A 20,765-nucleotide genomic window follows, 5' to 3' on the forward strand; every position below is an offset into this window, starting at 1 on the left:
ATATTGGTGAGGTAAAACTTGGCCGAAAAAGCCCTATCAACTGCCACCTTCATTTATATAAAGCCAAACCAAAAGGCCGCACTGACAAACGTTCTTCAAAAGCTGGCAGGCGTCATACCGCCCAAAAAAGTTATCGAACTGGTAGTAAAGAGCCCTGGCTATTGGTCACCAACCTGCCCGCAGACTTGTTCAAACCGAAACGTGTTGTCTCACTTTACGCCAAGCGCATGCAAATCGAAGAGAGCTTTCGAGACCTGAAAAGCCCCCAATACGGTATGGGTCTGCGGCATAGTAAAAGTCGATGCCCCAACCGGCTCGATATATTGTTATTACTCTCTTTGCTGGCGACCATTATTCTCTGGTGGATAGGCCTGTATGCCCAACACTCAAATTGGCAACGAAAGTTCCAGGCTAATACCATCAGAGAGCGTGCTGTGCTGTCGACTGTCAGACTTGGCAAAGAGGTTAGACGACGAAACGATTATGTTATGACAGGAAAGCAACTGCGCTGGGCTATACGTGAATACGTGCGCTTGATACATCTGCTCGGGAGGCCTCAATTATGAGGGGATCCCCCAGCGCCGCAAATAAACGGCAAAAATTAGTTGGCTAAACTTGTGAGGAACGAACAAAGCCAACTGGTTTTTGTCCGCCCTTTTTGATTTGCCTTGTTAGGTTTTATACTATTTCAACCATTGGTTCATCAGGGTCAAGGATATCAATCCAACCGTACTTACCCTCATGCTTTTCTGCTGCATTTATCAATTTAGTTTCTAAATCAATGTAATAGTTAGAAACAGGTCTATCTTTCATTGAAAACCTTGCCCACCATTTAGCTTTGTTTTGTGATTGAGTAACTTCAACGTCAACATTTTCCAATTGTAGAGAAGATACAAGTGCTTCAGCTTGCGTTTTAGAATCAAAGACAAATACGTAAGTGAATGTATATAACTTATTTGGATCAAGTTTCTTTTCTTTGGAGGTGCTTTGTTTTCTTAGATATATAAATACACCGATCACTACAGCGACAATAACACCACTCAAAAGTATGGAAAAATCCATCAATACTCCCCATGAAACCTAACAATTTATTCTACCCCAACATGTCGGAACATAAACCGACAAAACGGACTGTATTACATAACCTTATGATCCCACGGAATAAACTCAAAGTAAACAATCTGTTGCAACTGTCAAAGTCACATCTGTGTGGAATTTGGACAAATTGGGGCGTAATAATGTTATTGGACAACAGCCCTAAAATGTTTAGGCATCCGGCATCGAACTTGCCGGGTAAAGCACTTATAAAAACCGCAGGTACCCAACTGGAACCTGTTAATAACCGCAGACACCCAACCGAAAAATAGTGCAGGTTCAATTCGAAAGTGGAGATTTACTCAAGGGTAGCTTTGGAGAAGAAAAAGCTCAGCTCTGACATGGTTAATTCAAGTAATAGTGCGTGTCTACCAAACACACCTTAACTGGGCGTTATAAATAAAAAGAAAGATAATTGCAAAGACACCCAAGCTAATTACAAAGACATCCAGCCAAATTTATCGATATTTTTTGGGCAGTTTCAAGTTGAAACTGCTTTTGAGTGAGTGTCCGAACAAAACTCCGCACTTCGAGCTAAGCTTTCGCTGATGGTGCAGGTGCAAAATCTGATAAAATTACAAATTAAGTTAGCCCTGCAGAAGGGAGGAATGTTGATGAGTGAAAGTAATGTAAAATATAAACTTTTACATGATGACTCAGTAAACGGAGTCAAGATGCAATTATTCAGCGATTTTGATGGTGAAATTGCTGACGTGATCAACCGTGAAAATGTAACTTCTCTGATGCTAAATCAATGGCTGGGTTGGAAGTGTGAGCCTTTGGATTTTTTGACAGAGCTCACGCAACTTAAAGCGTTGTATATCTTTGATTCGACAATCACAGATATCTCAAAAGTATCCCATTTAGTGAATCTGGAAGTGCTATATTTGGAGTGCCCCAAATTAAAGGTTGGATTTGATGTTTCACAACTTTGTAACTTAAAAGATGTGCGGATCGACTGGAAACCTTGCTTAAAAAATATTTCTGAGAGCACTTCAGTTAAGGTTTTATTGTTGAATGGATTTAAGGAGGAATCGCTAAGTTGTTTATTACCATTAACCATCCGCAGATTAGATCTCATAAAGCCAAGTAAGTTGAAGACCTTAGATGGGTTAGAAAAATTAAGTGAGCTAAATTCTATTTCGTTATATCAATGTAGAAAGTTGGAGAGCATTGATGCCATAACTTCGTTAGGCCTTGCTAGTGTTGAAATAGAAGGATGTAAACAGGTCAGAGGGTTATCAAAACTACTCACTCTATCTGGGTTAGAAGGTTTAGTAATTGAAAATTGCTCGACCATTGAATCTATTTCTGGCATTTCTAAGCTGCGTAAACTGCAAAAACTACGAATAGCTTCAACTACGATATTGGACGGTGACTTGTCTGAACTGGTCGGCATGAGGCTTAACAGTCTGTTTTTAGAAAGAAAAAAATCGTACTCTCATAGCCTGGAAGAAATTAGAAAATCTTTGATTTAAAGAAATATTGTTACGAACAAATACAACCCAATAATTTTTGAATCCAAAGCCTCACACTTGCGGGGCTTTGCTTTTCCTGGCTTTGGAGAAGAAAAAGCTCAGCTCTGACATGGCAAAAAAAGGACAAGAGCGTGTGTCTATTTGTAACTCCACCCAACCTAGTACAGCTCATTAGTAGAATTATGCAGCCTCAAGGTAGCCAACTGGAGTCATGTCTTCCAGTGCATCGTGAGGCCTTTCATAATTGTAAATTTCTAGCCATTCATCTGTGATTTCGCGCACTTGTTGTAGTGAATCGAACAGATATAAATCTAATACTTCTTCTCGATAACTGCGATTAAAGCGCTCCACAAAACCGTTTTGATAAGGGCTACCAGGCTGAATAAACTCTAGCTTTATGTTTTTCTCCTGCGCCCAACTTTCTAACAGGCTGGATGTAAATTCAGGTCCATTATCAACCCTTATTTGCGACGGCTTTCCTCGCCAGGCAATCACTCGTTCAAGCGTTCTAATAACTCGCTCTGTGGTCAAGCAGGTGTCAACTTCGATGGCCAGTGCTTGCCGATTATAATCATCAATAATATTTAATGTTCTGAAGCGATGTCCAAAGCTTAAAGCGTCGCTCATGAAATCCATAGACCAAGAATCATTGTGCTTTTCCGGCGTACTCAATGGCTCTGGGTTACGTGTAGGAACACGGCGCTTTCCTTTTCGCCTCAAGTTGAGCTTTAGCATATTGTAAACGCGTTCAACACGCTTCTTGTTCCATTTTTTACCCTGATGCCTAAGCCGTTTAAACAGCTTAGGTAAACCCCAGCGAGGATGACGCTCCACAAGCAACAGCAACGCATCGATTACCTCATCATCTGGTGGCCGTTTATGCGTGTAGTAATAGACACTTCGATTTAGTCCTGCAACCTCACAAGCAAGTGCCACACTTACCTCATACTGCTCTAGGAAGTGCTCAACCCACGCTCTACGCCTGCTTGTGCTTACAGCTTTTTTGCAACGATTTCCTCAAGCATAGTGTGTTTCAGACTCAGTGTTGCAAACATGTCCTTGAGCTTGCGATTTTCTTCTTCAAGCTCTTTCAGACGCTTTACATCCGACACTTCCATGCCGCCATATTTGGAGCGCCATTTATAAAATGTGCTCTGTCCAATTCCATGTTTTCGGCAAAGATCTGGAACCGATATACCCGATTCAGCTTCTTTGATCATGGCAACAATTTGTGACTCGGTGAACTTGCTTTTTCTCATCGTAAAACTTCCTTCTTTTGTTAATGGAAATTCTACTCAAGAACTGTTGCAGTTTATGGGGGAGTTACATATTGAGTACAGATTAACTGGGTGTTGGATAACAAAGGTAAGTTCAAGAAGATAAAGCCACCTGTCACACAGGTGGCTTTTTTGTGGTTAGTCGCTGCCGCGTAGTGAATAGATCACTCGGTTGCGGATCAGCGGGCTGCTTGCATAGATAGCAGACAACACAGATGTGCCTACAATCACCAGCAATGACAGCAGTACGCTGACTATATCCAGCTCTACAAAGTAAGTGCTGTGGTTGCTCAGGTAATAGTAAATCCCAACCAGGCCAAGCAGTGCTATCACGATACCACTCAGCAGAGGTGTCATCGCATCTTTAAGCAGTAAAGAGATGATACGATTTGGCGCCGCACCAATGGCCATACGCACGCCCAGTTCAAACTTTCTGAGTGTCACACTGTAGCTGAACATACCGTACAGACCAATGGCTGCGAGCAGGATAGACAAGACACCCAGCGAAGCTGAGATCCAGGCAAAGATGCGATCCAGTGCCAGTTTCTGGTCATGGATACTGGTCATGTCATAGGCGTCGTACAGATATACCTGAGAGTGTACTTGCTCTGCCAGCTGGTTGTACTCCAGAATGCTGACTCGGTTGTTCGGCTTATACTTCACCATAAAGCTGGCCGCCGAGATGCTTGGAATATAAAAGCGTGGACTATTTTCCTGTGCAGGTACCTGCATATCTTCAACGATACCTACGATAATGTAAGGGTCTTTTTGACGAGGTAAATACACAGGGCGGTCAAGCACGTTACCACTTGGGTCAATTTGCTCGGCCATGGTGCGGTTGATGATCGCAACCTTCTGGCGATTGGCAACATCTTCAGCGGTAAAGTTACGGCCCTGATGCATTGGCAAACCAATCAAAGGTACGTATTGCTCATCGATGAGTGCCACCCCCGGGCTGATGCGGTCACCACCGCCTTGCTCCGTGGTCACCGCTATGGTCCATTCCATGTTTTTAGTACGGGCCATAGGTGCATTGGATCCTATGCTGACTTCAGCAACTGACGGATGCGTGGCAATTTTATCTTTCAGGTCCTGTACCAGGCTCATCCATTGCTCACGGGTTTGCAGGTCGACTCCACCCAGCTCCATAGACACATAGGCAACCTGTTCAGATTCAAATCCAAGCGGGCGCTGGATATTGTCTAACGCTTTGCTCAGGACATAGGCATTACAGGTTACCAGCAGGGCGCTGAGGGCTACCTGGCTGGCCATCAGGGTCGTGCGCAGGCTTCTTGAAATTTGCAGGCCGCTGCCTTTACCACTGGTTTGAATGGCACCCGCCAGAGCACGGTACTTGATCTGTTGTGTGGTAATGGTGGCAAACGCAAACGCAAGTAACCAGGCAACCGCAAATGAGAAGACCACAGTTGCTACATTCAGGTGTAGCTCTGCGACGCGCGGAATATGATTTTGTGCAAAGCTGACCAGCAGATTGTTTGCAATCAAAGTGATCACGACAGAGAAAACCGCCGCGGCTGTCATTACCAGGCCAATTTCAGCCAGAATCGCAGAGAAAATATGACGCTTGTTGGCGCCCAGTGCGGCCTGAATACTGAATTTACGATGGTTGTTGGCAGCACGGGCAAGTACCAGGTTGGTCACGTTAACCGCCGCAATCAACAGCAGGATGATCATACCCGCCAGCATCAGTAAGGTTTGAGAGCGGGTATCACCCAAAATGACCGTTTCAAACTTTTCTAAAGTAACGTCAATTTTGCGCGATTCAAAGTAAGCCACGCCTGCGTTCTCGGCGCGGAATTTGGTATTAATAGCGTTGCTCAGTACCAGTTCAGCCTGTTTAGGCGATTGATCTGCTTGCAACTTAGCAACCATAAAGATATCGATGAAGAACAGTCCCCAGTCGGTATCGTCTTTTTCACTGACCGGGTTGAAGTCCCATGGCATCCACACCTGCGTTTTATTGTCTACCGACATTAACTGCGGCTCAACGAATTGAGGGCTGGTCACACCAATTACCGAGAACTTAGTTCCCTGAATTTCCAGAGTCTGGCCCAGCACATCCTGGCTGCCGGCATAAAAGTCCTGCCAGAAATCATAGCTTATCACGGCAACCGGGTTGTGGCTGTCTTTGCGTTCAGTGTCCTGAAAGCCACGACCCAGCGCATATTCAGCCGCCAGCAATTGCATGAACTCCGGGCCCGTGTATGCCGCTTTGAGTTTGCTCTTGCTCGGGTCATTTTGCAGTATCTCTTCACCATATTTAATAAAGGTGTGTTGCTCAAAGAGCTCTGCGGAGTTGGCCATTTCGCGCAATCCCGGGTAGTTCTGGGCATTGGCGAATTTAAGCTTGCCATCGTCGGTATGACGCCAGTTACTGATCACCAGTCGTGACTGATCCGGGTAGGGCAAAGGTTCGAAGCTTAACAGGTAATTGAGGTTAAAAATGGACGACAGGGCACCTAAGGTGATCCCTAAGGTCAGCACTATGGTGATAAAATAACCTGGTGCACGCAGCAGGTTATTCAGCGCGTTGCGCAGATTCTTTTTGAATAACATATCACACAGCCTCCGCAACCTGCTCAATGTGCTGCTCAATGAGGCCTTCACTTAAGCGGAATTGCTTGTTGGCGTGATCTGCATACCGAGGGTCGTGCGTAACCAGACAAATTGTGGTGCCATTGTCGTTGAGTGATTTCAGCATCGCCATCACCGCATCACCATTTTTGGAATCCAGGTTACCGGTGGCCTCATCAACCAGTAGCAGAGCTGGTTCACATACCAGTGCCCGGGCAATCGCCACACGCTGTTGCTGACCGCCCGAAAGCTGGTTTGGCTTGTGACCAGCGCGGTTCAGCATATCAACCGTCGCCAGACATTTTTCAACGCGGGTGCGGATCTCTTCGTCGCTATATTGTGTATTCGCATAATCCAGTGGTAATGCAACATTGTCGTATACACTCAGCTCATCGATCAGGTTAAATGACTGGAAGATAAAGCCGATTTTCTGGTTACGAATGGCTGCCGCTTCTTTAATCGAAAGGCTGCTGACGTCCATGCCATCGAGCATATAGGTGCCCTCTGAAGGAATATCCAGCAGACCCAAAATAGACAGTAAGGTTGATTTACCGCAGCCAGAAGGGCCACAGATTGAAACAAACTCACCTTCTTTGATTTCTATATTCACGCCACGCAGTGCATGGGTTTCCATTTCTTCCGTCGCGTAGACTTTTTTGATCCCGTTAAGGGTGATAATTGACTTGGACATAAAATGCTTCTCCCGGCTCCTAGTTGATGATGCCTATTGTTTTTGATTCTTTAAAACTGGCCATATCCGATAAAATAAAGATGTCGCCCAGTTTGGCTCCTGAGGTAATTTGTAAATAGCGTCCGGCGTCTTCGCCAAACGTGACCTGCGCCCGATAGGCCGCATCGCCACTGTCATCCAGTTTGAACAGGGTTTGTGTCGACTGGGTTCTGACGTTGACCGGACGTTCGATATAAAGGGTATTTTCTAGTGCTTTAGTGAAGATTTTTGCATCGACACTGAGTTCAGGCCGCGCTGAGCTGGATAGCTCTGCAACAAATGCAACTTCGACCTCAACCATGCCATCCTGTACTTCTGGGGTAATGCGCTGTACTTTCGCAGCAACCTGATCGTTGCGAATTTTAACGGTTGCAGCCTGACCAATCTGAACGCGTTCAGCCTGCGACTGGGACACTTTGATCAGACCAACCAGGTCATCCTCACTGCCTACCAGCGCCAACTCCTGGCCTGCGATAACACTTTGACCCAGCTCAACAGGTGAGCGCTGCAAAATACCGCTCATGCCCGCTTTGACGGTTAGCCTGTTGACCCGATCCTGGATTGCCTGATGCTGGGCTTTTTGCTGTTCCATCTGACCTTCCTGAATGGCATAGGCCTGTTCGTGAACCAGTTTGAGCTGCGCCATCCGATTCTCCTGAATATCGATGGACTCTTGCAACTGCTCATATTCAAGTACAGTGGTGTTGTAGCTCAGTCGCGATACTATCCCTTTCTCTACCAGCTCAGTTTCGGCGGTTTTTTTCAGTGCCAGTTTTTTATACTCAGCACGTAGTTCGCTCAGCTTAGAGGATTCGGTAAGTAACTCTCGTTTATTGTCCAGTGCCAGGCGTTTGAGATTGGCTTCTTCTTTTGATAATGCCATCAAAGAGCGCTCTAACTCTTGCTCCATTTCCGGGTTGCTCATCCGTAAAATAACGGATTCCGGGGTGACCCGGGCGCCGGGCTTGAGTACCACTTCGTCAATGGTGGCAGGGTAGCGGGCTGTGATCAGCTTTTGACTGTTTGATCTGAGTACACCAAAGCCGGTGATTTCAGCTTGCAGCGTGCCCCGTTGCACTTGTGCTGTCACTATGTCGTTGCGTTGGATCTTGCGTTCGCCATCGGGTTTTAAGGCAACCCAGCCCAGGATCGAAACACACAGTAATGCGGCACCTGTCATCAGATACTTTTTATTCGATTGCTTTTTAGCTTTGTGTTTGACTACATCCATCTCTATTCCTTAAATGACGTTCCCGGGCCCTGTCGGGCCCGGCATTACGTTATGCGGTTTGCGCTTTAGTATCGTCAGCTTCCTGGTCAGGGCTGGCATCATCGTCATCATTGGCTTCGTCAATGTTGCGAATGTGCTTGTTCATAAAGCCCAGAACAGCAAATAGTACTGGCAGTGCCGCGAGCAGGATCAGCATTAAGCCAATACCACGACCCGGGCCGGTGCCAATGAGTGGTCCGAAGAAGTTTGATACCGCATTCTCACTACGCATAACCGGCTCAAACACATAGTCGGCCAGAGGTCCGGCGAGGAAATCACCCAGCGGAATGGTAAATTGTGCAAACATCCTTCTCAGAGCAAACACACGTCCTTGCATTTTTGGCGGGATACGTGTTTGCCAGATAACCTGGCTACTGCCGTTAATGGTAGGAACACAAAACTGGAACAGAAACAGGCCGATCATAACGACCCAGATCATATTGCTCATACCCATGATGAACAGACAAATGCCCATGGCCAGACCGCCGAACAGAATACCGTTGATCTTGCGTTGTGGACCGCCACTCCATGCCAGGTAGCTGGCACCAACCAGCGAGCCGATACCGCCAACGGATAACACCAGGCCTGTTTGCCAGTTTTCGGCAGTGAAGTTCACCATAGGAACAATGGAAATTGTGCCCATACTTACTACGAAGTTAACAAGGCAGAAAAATAATAGCAAATAGACGAGATCTTTTTGCTGGAACAGGTAGTTCCAGGCCACTTTGATCTCCTGCCACATGTTAGATTCTTCTTCTGCGCCCTCGTAAGGTTCTGGTTTAGGGATTTTCACCAGTAGCAGGGTGCACAGGGCAAATACAAAGGTCACTAAATCAATGATGAAGATAGTGAACAGATCCACAAAGGCAAGGAGAGCACCTGCTAATAGCGGGCCTGCAATCAGAGAGATAGAACCAATCATCTGCATCAGGCCCGATACCCGGCCATAATCCTTACGTTCAATCAGGGTAGTAATGGCTGCGATATTCGCCGGTCCCTGGAAGGCTGTGGCGATGGCAGAGATACCAACACCGATAAAGATGATCCACATGTTCAGCATGTCGAAGTAGAAACACGCAGCTAAGCCAAGCGTGACCAATGCGCTGAGGGTGTCAGCAAAAATCAAAATCAGCTTACGATCGTAGCGGTCAACCAGCGCACCGATAATGGGAGAAAAAATAATGGCCGGCAGGCCGGTTATCACGGCAACCATAGTAAAGCTGGTTACTGAGTCGGTTTCGCCCAGTAGCCAGATACCGACGGCAAAGCTGGTGATCCCTGAGCCCAGTACAGATACCATCTGTCCCAGCCACATAAGGTAGTAGGTTTTCATCCCACTACTGGAGTTTTTGATTGTCTCAAACATGGAAAAATCTCTTCATTATAATTGGTTATAGGTTGCAAGGATCTCTTTTAAACACGCTTCACAATGCTCAGCAAGGCGCGCTATTTTGGCTTCTTCAAACTGATTACTACTGAATTCCCAGCGCACACTCAGTTGGTTCTGCTTGATATAAACACCCACGGCAAGAGGACGCAGACGCTTGGTTTCTTTATCCAGACCATAACCGCCGAAGCCATCTTCACGTTGTAACACGCGCAGATCGGCGACATTGTCATGGCCGAAGTAGTTAAAGAACACCTGAGGTTCAGGGACGGTATTAAAGTGGTCGATTAGCTCCTTATCTTTTGCCAGATAGCGCAGTACGCCATAGCCGATACCGCCGTTAGGAATGGCTCTGAGTTGTTCATTGATATATTTCATGGCACCAACCGGACTGCGGTTGTCGCCATAGCTGAGAAAAGCGGGGTAAATGGTATTGAACCAGCCCACGGTGCGAGACAAGTCGACGTCATCAAACAAAGGTTCACGACCATGACCGAGCAGGTCGATCATCAGACAGTTTGAGTCACACTCACGCATAAAGGCGTAAACGATACTGGTCAGCAGAACACTGTCTATCTGTGCGCCCGTAACCTTAGTCACTTCTGTTGTCAGCAAGGTGGTTTCGGCTTCATCGAACTGCACATAAACACTTTGCGACGAGGCCATGCTGTTGACGCCATCCGGGTAGTCCTTTGGCAAATCGGCGGCATGTTTACGCTCTTCGAGCATCCAGTAATCACGCTGCTTCAGGGCGTCCTCCGACTGGCTCCACTGGGTCAGTTTCTCCACCCACTGAGCAAAGGAAGTGCCTTTTTTGGGCAGCTCCAGAGGCTCGTCGCGACTGATCTGACGATAACAGGTTTCAAAGTCATCTATGATGGTATGCCAGCTGCCAATGTCCGCCAGCATAAAGTGGCCGATCAGGAACAGCATAGGTTTTTCACCTGGGCTTGCCGGGTAAAGGATGGCGCGAAATAGCGGGCCATTGGCCAGGTCCATGGCGGTTGCCGTATCGAATATATGATAGTTAACCTGCTGTGCCAGCGTACGCTCTTGGGTTTCTTCAAGGCTTGCCAGCGTCAACGGCGCCTTGGCTGGTAGTTCATCACCTATCAGCTGATGCTGACCTGTAGCATCTGTGGTCAGGCGCATTCTCAACGTGTCGTGCTGTGCCATCACATGTAGTAAAGACTGCTCAATTGCTGAAATATCAAAGTCTTTGTCTCTGGGTAGCAGGAATACACCCAGAGTGTGATATTCCGGATGAGTATGAGACAACTCCAGGAAGTGCTTTTGTGCCGGTGTCATGGCAACCGGGCCAACCACAGGCTCGACCTGACGCAGGATCTGCGTGGTCAATGATGCTTCGGCCAGGGCACGTACGGTTTTATGCTGGAACACTTGCTTTGGCGTGATCTCGATATCAAACGGTTTGGCTTTGGCAACCAGGCGGATCACCAGTAGTGAGTCACCTCCCAGACTGAAAAAGTCGTCGTCTATGCCTACTTGCGGCGTTTTAAGAATTTCGCTGTACAAGCGGCACAGCGTGGCCTGCAAGTCATTTTCCGGGGCACAGTAGGGCACTTTACTGCTCATCGCGCTCATGTCTGGCACCGGTAATGCACGACGGTTCAGTTTACCGTTGGGCGTCAGTGGGATCTGCTTAAGGTATACAAATAAGCTGGGTACCATGTATTCGGGCAGCTTTTTCTTAAGGTGACGAACCAGCTGTTCCTGCTCCAGTTCACCTGCGGCACTGCTGTAATAAGCGATGAGTTTTTTATCACTGCCAAATGTGTGCACCTGACAAACCGCTTGCTCTATGTCGTTGTGGCTGTTCAGTGTGCTTTCAATTTCGCCCAACTCGATACGATAACCGCGCACTTTTACCTGATCATCGGCACGGCCCAGGAAGATGATCTTGCCGCTCGGGTCGTACTTGGCCAGGTCTTTGGTACGATACAGTCGCAGGGTCTGGCCTTTATAGTCATGGCTGATAAATGCCTCGTCAGTCAGGTCATCACGATTGAGGTAACCACGGGCAAGACAGTCACCAGTCACGTACAGTTCGCCGGGCACGCCAGGCGGTACGGCCTGCATCTGGCTGTCGAGCAGCAACATAGTGACATTTTCTATCGGTTTACCTATGGTCACTGCACCGGTTTCTCCGTCACCACTTTCAATACGGTGGCGTGAACACCACACGGTGGCTTCGGTAGGGCCATAAAGGTTCCAGAATGACGAGGATTTAAGCAACAGGTCTTCTGCCAGCTCAGGCGGGAGAGCTTCACCGCCACAGAGGATCCGCATGTCGCGTTTACCCTGCCAGCCCAGTTCCAGCATCATACGCCAGGTCGACGGGGTGGCCTGCATCACGTCGATATCGTGGCGGTCAATCAATGCGATAAGCTGGGTTGGATCCAGCACTTGCTCTCGTTGTGCCAGTACCACAGTGGCGCCGCTGATCAGGGGCATAAAGATCTCAAGCACCGCAATGTCAAAACAAATAGTGGTACAGGCCAGCAGCTTCTCGCCTGTGCGCATGCCGGGTGCCTGCTGCATAGCAAACAGGAAGTTACTGACACTGTGATGTGGGATCATCACCCCTTTGGGGTTACCGGTCGAGCCGGATGTGAAAATCACATATGCCAGCAGGTCTAGTTCATTGGCCACATCAAAGCTCAGCGCGATATCCGCATCAGGCTGCGGTGCAGCTGTGCTCAACAAGCCATCGGGGGTGATCAGAGTCAGCTGACTATACTGGCTGAATTTCTCACTGAGCGAGTCATTGGTGATAACAAACTCAGTCTGAGCATTGTCCAGCATATAGCTGACCCGTTCTTTCGGATAGTCGGTATCAAGTGGAATGTACGCGGCGCCGGTTTTCAAAATCGCCAGCATGGCGACTATCATAGACGCATTGCGGTGCGTGGCCATGGCCACAAAGTCACCCGCACGCACACCTTGCTGATAAAGGTGGTTCGCCAGGGCATTAGCACGGTTTTCTAACGCCTGATAGCTCAGGGTGAGGTCGCCATCGATGATGGCACTGGCATTGTGGGTACGGTTAACCTGCGCACTGACCAGCTGGTGTAGCGGCTGATGGTCAAAGGTGTGTTGTGGCCCATCCTGCCATTGCTCTGTGATGGTCTGTTGCTGCTCCTGAGAGAGCAATGAAAACTGCTCAATTTTTTGTTCAGGCGCGGCTATCACGCGCTCCAGCAATAATGCAAAGTGACCGGCAAGTCGCTCAATTGACGCCATATCAAACAGATCAGTGTTGAACTCGATAAAGCCACTCAATGTATCTGACTGACTAAAGTAGAAGGTCAGATCAAGTTTGGACGTTTTGTTCTCCGAGCTCATGGGCGCAAACAGGGGTTGCTGCCCTGACGATGCCGGATTACCCATTGATGAGGTGGTGTTATCGAGGATCAGCATGACCTGGAAAATAGCGGCGCGGCTTAAATCCCGGGTCGGGTTTAACTCATCCACCAGTTTTTCAAATGACACGTCCTGATTAGCATAAGCATCAAGCAGCGTTTGCTTTTCCAGATCCAGCATCTGAGTGAAGCTTAGCTCGGGCTCCACCTGGGTGCGAAAGGCCAGAGTGTTGGTAAAAAAGCCCAGAGCCTGCGCCAGGGTGGGTTTTTCACGGTTGGCAATCAAGGTACCGATGGCAAAGTCGCTCTGACGCGTGTATTTGTGCAATAAAATGCGCAGTACACACAGCAGCAGGTTATAGGTCGTGATACCACGTTGCTCGCAAAACGCACGTACCCGTGCAGCCAGGTGTTCTTCCAGTGGCAGTCCGCAGGCATCGCCGTTAAAAGTGCGCTCGGCCGGGCGAGGGCGGTCGCAATAGAGTTCAATCGGCGGAACGGCTTCGAGCTGTTTCAGCCAGTACTGCAGTTTGCTTTTCAGTGCTTCCTCTTGCTCAGGCATACGTTGCCAGCAGGCATAGTCAATATAGCTGGCCTGCGGTTTAGCAGGCTGCTCGCCTTTGCCCGACAGTGCGGCATAGGTTTGGTTGACATAGCGAATAAACAGATTGTGCGACCAGGCGTCAAATCCGATGTGGTGCACATTGACATACCAGATGTAGTGATCGCCGGCGAGCTTGAACAGGCGAGTGCGGAAGATGCCTTCGCGAGTAAGATCGAATGCGCGTTCGCAATCTTCTTCAATTTCTCTGAGTGCATCCTGTTTACCTTGCTCCAGAGTACGCTCAGAGAAATCGACAATGGGCAGCACCCGGTATTTGTCCTGTGCTTTAAGCTCATCCATGCTAAGGATGACCTGATGCGCTTCGCCCTGATCTTCGTCAAACCGACAGCGCAGAATGTCGTGATCTGCCAGAGTTTGCTCAACGGCCTGAGTAAAACTGTCCAGATCCAGCGGTTGTGTGCTCTGGTATAGCTGAGGAATGCTGTATTCCGGGCTCTCTGGTTCGTAGCGAGACAAGAACCAGATCCTTTGTTGTTCATGCGAGAGTGGAAAACGTTGCTGCGCTGCTTTAGCCACGACGGGAATGTCGTTGGCCACCGCTTTGGCTGCTTTGTTTTTTTCCGCAAGTTGTTGCAGTAACTTAGCCCGTTTTTCGGGGCTAAGTGCACTGAGTTTCTGTTGAATATCCATAATGCCTCATTGTTATTCTTGTTCTAGTTCCATCAGTAATGCAGCTAAATCGGCGTCATCCACCTGACTTAACTGTACTTGCTCAATGTGACTGCTTAGCTGGCTTACGCTCTGATAGGCCAGCACATCAGCAATCGTCAGGCTGCTCAGGCCAAATGCCTCGTTCAGTCCTGCGACCAGTTGCATGGCCAAAATAGAGTTGCCCCCGAGTTTAAAGAAGTTGTCACTGAGCCCGACTTTGTCCTGGCCGAGAATGTTCTGCCATAAGTCACAAATGGTTCGCTCTGTCTCACTTTGTGGTGCCTGGTAGGGCATTAACTGGGTGAGCTGATAGCGACCCAGTGCCTTTTTATCGACTTTACCGCTGGGCGTCAGTGGCAGCGCGTCCAGTGCTATCAGATGAGTCGGAACCATAAAGTGAGGGAGCTGTGCTGATAAACCGGTGACCAGCTGCGTCTCTTCCAGTGCGCTCTGGGCGACATAAAACGCCGCCAGCACAGGCTCGGTCTGGGTCTGGTTGATGACCACAGCACACTGACTGACACCACTTTGACCTTCAAGTACCGCTTCAATTTCCTGAAGCTCGATACGGTAGCCACGCAGCTTCACCTGATCATCCAGGCGCTGCAGGTAAGCCAGTTCACCATTGCCAAGCTGACGAACTAAATCTCCGGTCAGATAGGCATCGACAGATTGACCGTCAATATCCAGAGTAACGAACTTTTCGGCATTCAGCTCTGGGCGGTCACGGTAACCCATGGCCACGCCCTGGCCCGCGATAGCCAGTTGTCCCATTGCACCAAAGCGTGCCAGCTGATTATGCTCATTAAGCACATACAACTGGGTATTGTGGATCGGGCAACCTATGGTTACGCGCTCACCGGGCAGGATCTGTTTGATGCTGGACCAGACGGTGGTTTCAGTCGGGCCATACATGTTCCACAGTGCCTGATTATCCTGTGCCAATTGTTGTGCCAGCGCATCGGGCAGAGCTTCACCACCAACCAGACAAGTGAGGTTAGATTTGCCTTGCCAGTTTGCGCTATACAGCAGACGCCAGGTGGCGGGCGTGCCCTGCATCAGGGTAATATCCTGCTGTGTGATCAGGGCACAAAGTTGTGCGCCATCTTTGCTTTGTACATCGTTCGCCAGTACCAAAGTGGCACCACAGTACAGTGGCAAGAAAAGTTCCAGCACAGAAATATCAAAGGAGTAGGGGGTAATGGCCAGCAGCTTGTCTGTGGCGGTGCACCCTGGTTTTTCAGCCATTGCGTACAAGAAGTTATTCATGTTGGCACGGCTGATATCAACCCCCTTAGGCAGACCCGTTGAACCCGAAGTGTAGATACAATAGGCCTGATTTTCAGGGCGATACTCAGGTGTTGTTAATGCACAGTTGGCCGCATCGAGCTGATTGATGTCAACAAGCTGGCAGTCTGCGCCAAGGCTAAAGCCGGACTCTGTACTATCGCTGAGTACAAATCTGACTCCCGCATCTGTTGCAATAAAGCTCAGACGCTCGCTGGGATAGTCTGGGTCCAGTGGCAGATAGGCTGCACCACAATGAAGAATGGCAAGCAGGCTGATCAGTAAGTCTCCCTGGCGTGGCAGTGAGACTGCGATAAGGTCGCCCGGTTGTATGCCAAGCTGGTGGAGTTGCATGGCACGCGTTTCAACCGCCTGCTGTAATGCTTCATAACTCCATTGTGCTTCGCCACAGATAAGCGCCGTCTGCTGCGGGTGCTGCGCGGTGTGGTGCGCCAGCTGTGCCAGTAAGTCAGGGATCTGCGCGGGGGCGATTGCAGTTCCTTGCGGCAGATTTGCCAAAGTGTCTGACTGAGCTGTGCTTTCTAATGTCTCTACCGAGCCGTCAAGGCTGCTCGCCAGCTGCGTCATGATCGCAATATAGCGTGCACGTAGCAAAGCGATAGTATCGGCAGAGAATAACTCTTCGCTGTATTCCAGGTGTCCTTTTATCCCCGCAGGAGAGGCGACCAGAGTTAAGGTCAGGTCAAATCTGGCGGTGTCATTGGGCGTATCCGGCAAAGACAGTGTCAGCGTATCCGTGATGGGGTGTGACTGCTCCCCGGTGCTGCTTAAAAAGTTAAAGAACACCTGAAATAGCGGGTTGTAATTTAAAGCCCGGTCGACGTCCAGTAACTGGACTAACGATTGTAACGGCAGGCTTTGGTTGTCAAACCCAGACAAGATACGTTCCTGCGTTTGCGCAAGCAGCTCAGTCAGAGTTTGCCCTGGCGTCAGTGTCATGCGAATTGGCAGGGAGTTAACAAACAACCCCACAACCTGATCCAGCTGATGGCCCGGGCGTCCGGAAACCGGAATGCCAATGGCGAAATCCTGCTGCCTCGATTGCTCTTGCAATAAGAGTGCATAAGCACACAGAGACAGGGTATATAAAGAGACACCAGCGCGGCTTGCCTGCTGTTCCAGCTGCTGACTTTGCGCCGCTGGCAGCGTCAACTCTAGACGACTTCCCCGGAAGCTGGGACGGGCCGGGCGAGGTGCATCGAGCGGCAAGTCCAGAGTATGCGGCATTCCGTTTAACGCATCGAGCCAGTATTGCTGGCTGTGTGCTAAAAATGTCTGGCCCTGCTCTGTGTGCTGCCAGTGGGCGTAATCCAGTAACTGCACCGTCAGATGTTCTGGCTGCCAGTGATTACCCTGTAGCTGCTGATAATAACAGGCGGTCAGTTCTTTGATCAGCACATCCATTGAGGCGCCATCGCAGAGAATATGGTGGATCACTAACCCCAGCCAGTGACGGCCATCCTCTAGCTGATACAAGACCCAGCAGTAGGCTGGTTTGGCCAAATCGAACTTCTGCTTGAGCAGAGTATGAAAGTGCGCTTTTGCCTCTGTTTCACCCAGTTGCAGCGTTTGTACAGGCAGTTCAACGGTGTTGAGCACTTGCTGACGGGCCTCGCCCTGATGCTCAACAAAACAGGTGCGCAGTGCTTCGTGCCTGGCTGTCAGGGCTTGCAGTGTGCTGATGAGCACGGTTTTATCCAGCGGGCCATCAAGCTGCACTAACAGCGGCATATTGTACAGTCCGGCTTCACCGGCATACGCATCCAGCACATACATCTGCTGCTGGCTGTGAGTCAGTGTGCCTGCTTCTGTGCGAGAAACCGGTTGCAATGCACTCATACGCTGCTCGGTTTGCTGCTGCTCTAGTAATTGCGCTTGCTGTGCAATACTTGGCGCTGCGAAAAACTGCTTCAGTGTGAGTTCTTTATCTAACTGCTGCGTGATCTGACTGAGCACCTTGAGTGCTGCCAGTGAGTGACCCCCTTGCAGGAAAAAACTGGTTTCACAACAGAGCCCTGTCTTATTCAGTACCGTCTGCCAGATGGCCTGCAATGTCGCCTCAAGCTGCGAATTGGGCGCAGCACGCTGAGTCAGTGCGTTAACCACATCGGCTTTAGGCAGGGCTTTTTTATCAATTTTCCCCCGTGCGGTCAGCGGTAGCGCATCTAGTTGAATAATGTGCTCAGGGAGCATATAAGCGGGTAAAGTCTGAGCCAGCACATAGTTGAGCTTGTCTTGCTGTAACTGTGCCTGACTGACGACATACGCAACCAGGGTTGGCTGAGGTGTTTGTTGCACTACGCAAATACTGGCGGTCACGCCTGTGATGTTGTTTAGCTGACGGCTGATTTCTTCCAGCTCAATCCGGTAGCCCCGGAATTTCACTTGCTCGTCAATGCGGCCTTTGAAATAGAGCAGCCCCTGTTGATCGTAATATGCCTGATCGCCCGTTGCATACAAACGTTGCTCGAGCAGAGGGTGGACAGCAAATTTTTCGGCGCTTACCTCTGGCAGGTTTTGATAACCTTGCGCCAGGTTGTCACCACCAATATAGAGCTGGCCAAGCACATAAGGTGCAACTGCATGACCTTGCTGATCCAGCACATAGATCTGGCTGTGTGGTAGCGCAGAGCCAATTGGTACTGGCGAGCGGTGAATATCAAGCTGATTGACTTCGTGGGCACTGCAGCTGATAGTGGCTTCACTCGGTCCGTAGGCATTGATAAAGCGCTGGGTTTTGGGGTTGGCCAGCGCGAACCAGTTGGCAACGGTGCGATTTTGCAGTTGTTCAGTGCCGGTTACGACCAGTTTGATCTCACTCGGCAGCGGCTGATCTGCATGACGTAGTTGCTCCATCCAGGCATGCAAATAGCCTGTCGGCAGGCTCAGATGATTGAGTGCGTAGCGCGCAATCAGGTCACCCAAATCGGCAAAAGAGGGGGTGTCCTTTGCCGGACGCAGCACGACCTGACCACCGTGATACAGGATCGGGAAAAACTCTTCCAGTGCCAGGTCGAATGACAACACCGAAAATTGCAGCGCTTTGGTATGCGCCCCCAGGTGATAGAGCCCGGCCACCGCCTGACAGTGGTTGTTGAGCGCTTGTCTGGTTACGCGTACCCCTTTGGGCGTGCCCGTAGAGCCTGAGGTATATACCAGATAACCCAGCTCAGGATCTGTGCTCGCCTGTGTATTAAGCACGGTCAGTGCAAGTTGGTTCGTATCATCAGTTAACATTACGCTTGCCTGAGCATCCCGGGCAATAAACTCACGTCGTGACTGAGGTAAAGCAGGGTCAATGACAACGAAGGCACAATGAGCAAACTGGGCCGCCAGCATGGCTATCACGCAATGGTAGCTTTGCTCACAGCTAATGGCGACGGTCTGTCCGGTCTGTGCAACAGAGCGCAGCTCACTGCTGACGCTGCGCACCACCTGGAGTAACTGGGTATAAGTAAGACTGGTATCCTGATCCGGTTGTACGCCGGGCGCAACCAGTGCAATGGACTCTCCCTGATGCTCAGATAACGCAATGAGTCGCTCACTGAAGCAGGGCACCAGATGCGATGGCTGAGGTTGATTCAGCAGCGCCGACTGTTGTGCGTAATCGAAGCTGTTAAGCTCACCAATAGTGCACTCAGAGCGGCTCAGCATCACATTGATGATAGTGGCGAGCTGGTGCTGCCACTGACGTACCTGCTCTTTCGTAAACAGCGCCGTGCGGAATTCAAAGTAGCCGCTAAACGTGTCACTGCTTTGCTGAATTTCCAGCGTAACATCCAGTTTGCTGTAGTGTCTTTGTACCGGGTAGGGCTGCCAAATTGGCGCTTCCTCAGAGTTTGATGGCGTGCTGCTGCCCAGGTTATTAAATGAAAACATCACCTGGAACAGCGGATTCGTGCCACTGTCACGATCTGCCCCGAGCAAATCGACCAGTCGCTCAACCGTGACCTGATTACATTGCAGATCCTGATAGAAATGCTGCTGCAACTGGGAAATAAAAGCGCTAATCGGTGTGTTTGCGCTCACGCCTGCGGGGATCAGTAAGGTGTTGGCAAAGTTGCCCACCATAGCCCGTTGCTGCTGATTGGCTCGTGCCAGCTCAGGCATGCCTACGATAAAATTATGCTGACCGGTCAGCTTATGTAGTAACAACTGATACGCAGCAAGAAAGAACACACATGGCGTGATAGCAAGTTGTTGGCAGCAAACAGTAATTTGCTTGCTGAGCGCGTTATCAAAGCTGAAGTTGACATAACTGCCTTGCTGTAAATCCTGCTCCGGTGATGCCGGGTTGAGCGCCAGAGACAAAGTATGCTCAGTGTCTGCAAGGCGGCTCAGCCAATATTGTTCCATTGCACTGCGGTCGCCGCTTTGGGTGGCGAGTAACTGAGTCAGCGTGTAGGCGGGCTCTGTCGGTACACTTACAGCACCCGAGTACAGAGCCATAATGGCGCGTTCAACCATCACCACCGAATAACCGTCCAGCGCAATATGGTGGAAACACAAGGTCAGCACGTATTCGTCTGCGGCCTCAGTGTTATGGAATAACCGGAACCGACACGGGTACTGACGACTGAGCTCAAACGGCACTTTTGCCTCGGCTTCAATCGCGTGTTTCATTTCGCTTGCTGAGTTCACCGGCACCTGCTCAAACGGGACCTTTTCCAGAGGCTGACTGAACTGTCTGGGCTCGTCTTTAACCATCACAAATTTACTGGTCAGGGCCGGGTGTTGGTGCATGACAGCGGCAATTGCCTGTTGCAATGCCGCAGTATCTGGTCTTTCAGCAAAGCGGTAGGCACGAAAAATATTATTCATGCCGCTGGTGGCATCCAGCTGATGACTGAACCAGAAGCGTTGCTGCTTATCGCTCAGTCCCAACAGGGTCAGACCCGCCTTTTGCTGTTGCAGTTGTTTCAGCCGCGCGAGTTTTTCCGCGCGGCTCAGAGTCGAGGCTGTCATC

The 20,765-nt window shown here is 49.6% G+C and carries 9 protein-coding genes and 1 pseudogene; 2 read left to right on the forward strand and 8 right to left on the reverse strand.

Annotation, left to right across the window (positions count from 1 at the left end; genetic code table 11):
- The coding region (locus tag NH568_RS00005) for an IS4 family transposase (protein ID WP_253043494.1) at positions 1-566 on the forward strand (566 nt) is incomplete at its 5' end.
- Between the two features lie 112 nt (positions 567-678).
- Here the strand turns inward: NH568_RS00005 and NH568_RS00010 are convergent.
- Positions 679-1,062, reverse strand: coding sequence for a ribonuclease E inhibitor RraB (locus NH568_RS00010; RefSeq protein WP_253043496.1), 384 nt, complete (start codon positions 1,060-1,062; stop codon positions 679-681).
- Between the two features lie 647 nt (positions 1,063-1,709).
- On the opposite strand from NH568_RS00010, the gene NH568_RS00015 reads away from it, so the two are divergent.
- Positions 1,710-2,573 (forward strand): hypothetical protein, encoded by an 864-nt coding sequence (locus NH568_RS00015; RefSeq protein ID WP_253043499.1) that lies wholly within the window; start codon positions 1,710-1,712, stop codon positions 2,571-2,573.
- A 158-nt stretch (positions 2,574-2,731) separates the two neighbouring features.
- On the opposite strand, the pseudogene NH568_RS00020 reads toward NH568_RS00015, so the two are convergent.
- The 7 genes and pseudogenes from NH568_RS00020 to NH568_RS00050 form a co-directional block, all read right to left on the reverse strand.
- A pseudogene (locus NH568_RS00020) lies at positions 2,732-3,832 on the reverse strand (IS3 family transposase).
- A gap of 156 nt (positions 3,833-3,988) precedes the next feature.
- Complete coding sequence (locus tag NH568_RS00025) at positions 3,989-6,427, reverse strand: ABC transporter permease (protein ID WP_253043501.1); 2,439 nt, start codon at positions 6,425-6,427, stop codon at positions 3,989-3,991.
- A 1-nt stretch (position 6,428) separates the two neighbouring features.
- On the reverse strand, positions 6,429-7,136 hold the full coding sequence (locus NH568_RS00030; RefSeq protein WP_253043504.1) for an ABC transporter ATP-binding protein: 708 nt from the start codon (positions 7,134-7,136) through the stop codon (positions 6,429-6,431).
- Between the two features lie 19 nt (positions 7,137-7,155).
- Positions 7,156-8,406 (reverse strand): HlyD family efflux transporter periplasmic adaptor subunit, encoded by a 1,251-nt coding sequence (locus NH568_RS00035; protein WP_253043506.1) that lies wholly within the window; start codon positions 8,404-8,406, stop codon positions 7,156-7,158.
- Between the two features lie 49 nt (positions 8,407-8,455).
- Positions 8,456-9,811 carry an MFS transporter gene (locus NH568_RS00040; RefSeq protein WP_138546546.1) on the reverse strand — a complete coding sequence of 452 codons (1,356 nt, stop codon included), beginning with the start codon at positions 9,809-9,811 and terminating at the stop codon, positions 8,456-8,458.
- A 15-nt stretch (positions 9,812-9,826) separates the two neighbouring features.
- Positions 9,827-14,470: a non-ribosomal peptide synthetase gene (locus NH568_RS00045; protein WP_253043508.1), complete on the reverse strand. Its 4,644-nt coding sequence runs from the start codon at positions 14,468-14,470 to the stop codon at positions 9,827-9,829.
- Positions 14,471-14,482: 12 nt separating this feature from the next.
- Entirely contained in the window at positions 14,483-20,764 is a 6,282-nt protein-coding gene (locus NH568_RS00050; protein WP_253043510.1) for a non-ribosomal peptide synthetase, read from the reverse strand.
- Position 20,765 lies beyond the last annotated feature (1 nt).

The organism is Pseudoalteromonas sp. XMcav2-N (assembly GCF_024124545.1).
GTDB lineage: Bacteria > Pseudomonadota > Gammaproteobacteria > Enterobacterales > Alteromonadaceae > Pseudoalteromonas.

Coding starts and splice junctions, on each gene's coding strand:
- NH568_RS00035 (WP_253043506.1), bottom strand. CDS start 8,406: ATGGATGTAGTCAAACACAAAGCTAAAAAGCAATCGAATAAAAAGTAT.
- NH568_RS00025 (WP_253043501.1), bottom strand. CDS start 6,427: ATGTTATTCAAAAAGAATCTGCGCAACGCGCTGAATAACCTGCTGCGT.
- NH568_RS00040 (WP_138546546.1), bottom strand. CDS start 9,811: ATGTTTGAGACAATCAAAAACTCCAGTAGTGGGATGAAAACCTACTAC.
- NH568_RS00010 (WP_253043496.1), bottom strand. CDS start 1,062: ATGGATTTTTCCATACTTTTGAGTGGTGTTATTGTCGCTGTAGTGATC.
- NH568_RS00030 (WP_253043504.1), bottom strand. CDS start 7,136: ATGTCCAAGTCAATTATCACCCTTAACGGGATCAAAAAAGTCTACGCG.
- NH568_RS00050 (WP_253043510.1), bottom strand. CDS start 20,764: ATGACAGCCTCGACTCTGAGCCGCGCGGAAAAACTCGCGCGGCTGAAA.
- NH568_RS00015 (WP_253043499.1), top strand. CDS start 1,710: ATGAGTGAAAGTAATGTAAAATATAAACTTTTACATGATGACTCAGTA.
- NH568_RS00045 (WP_253043508.1), bottom strand. CDS start 14,470: ATGGATATTCAACAGAAACTCAGTGCACTTAGCCCCGAAAAACGGGCT.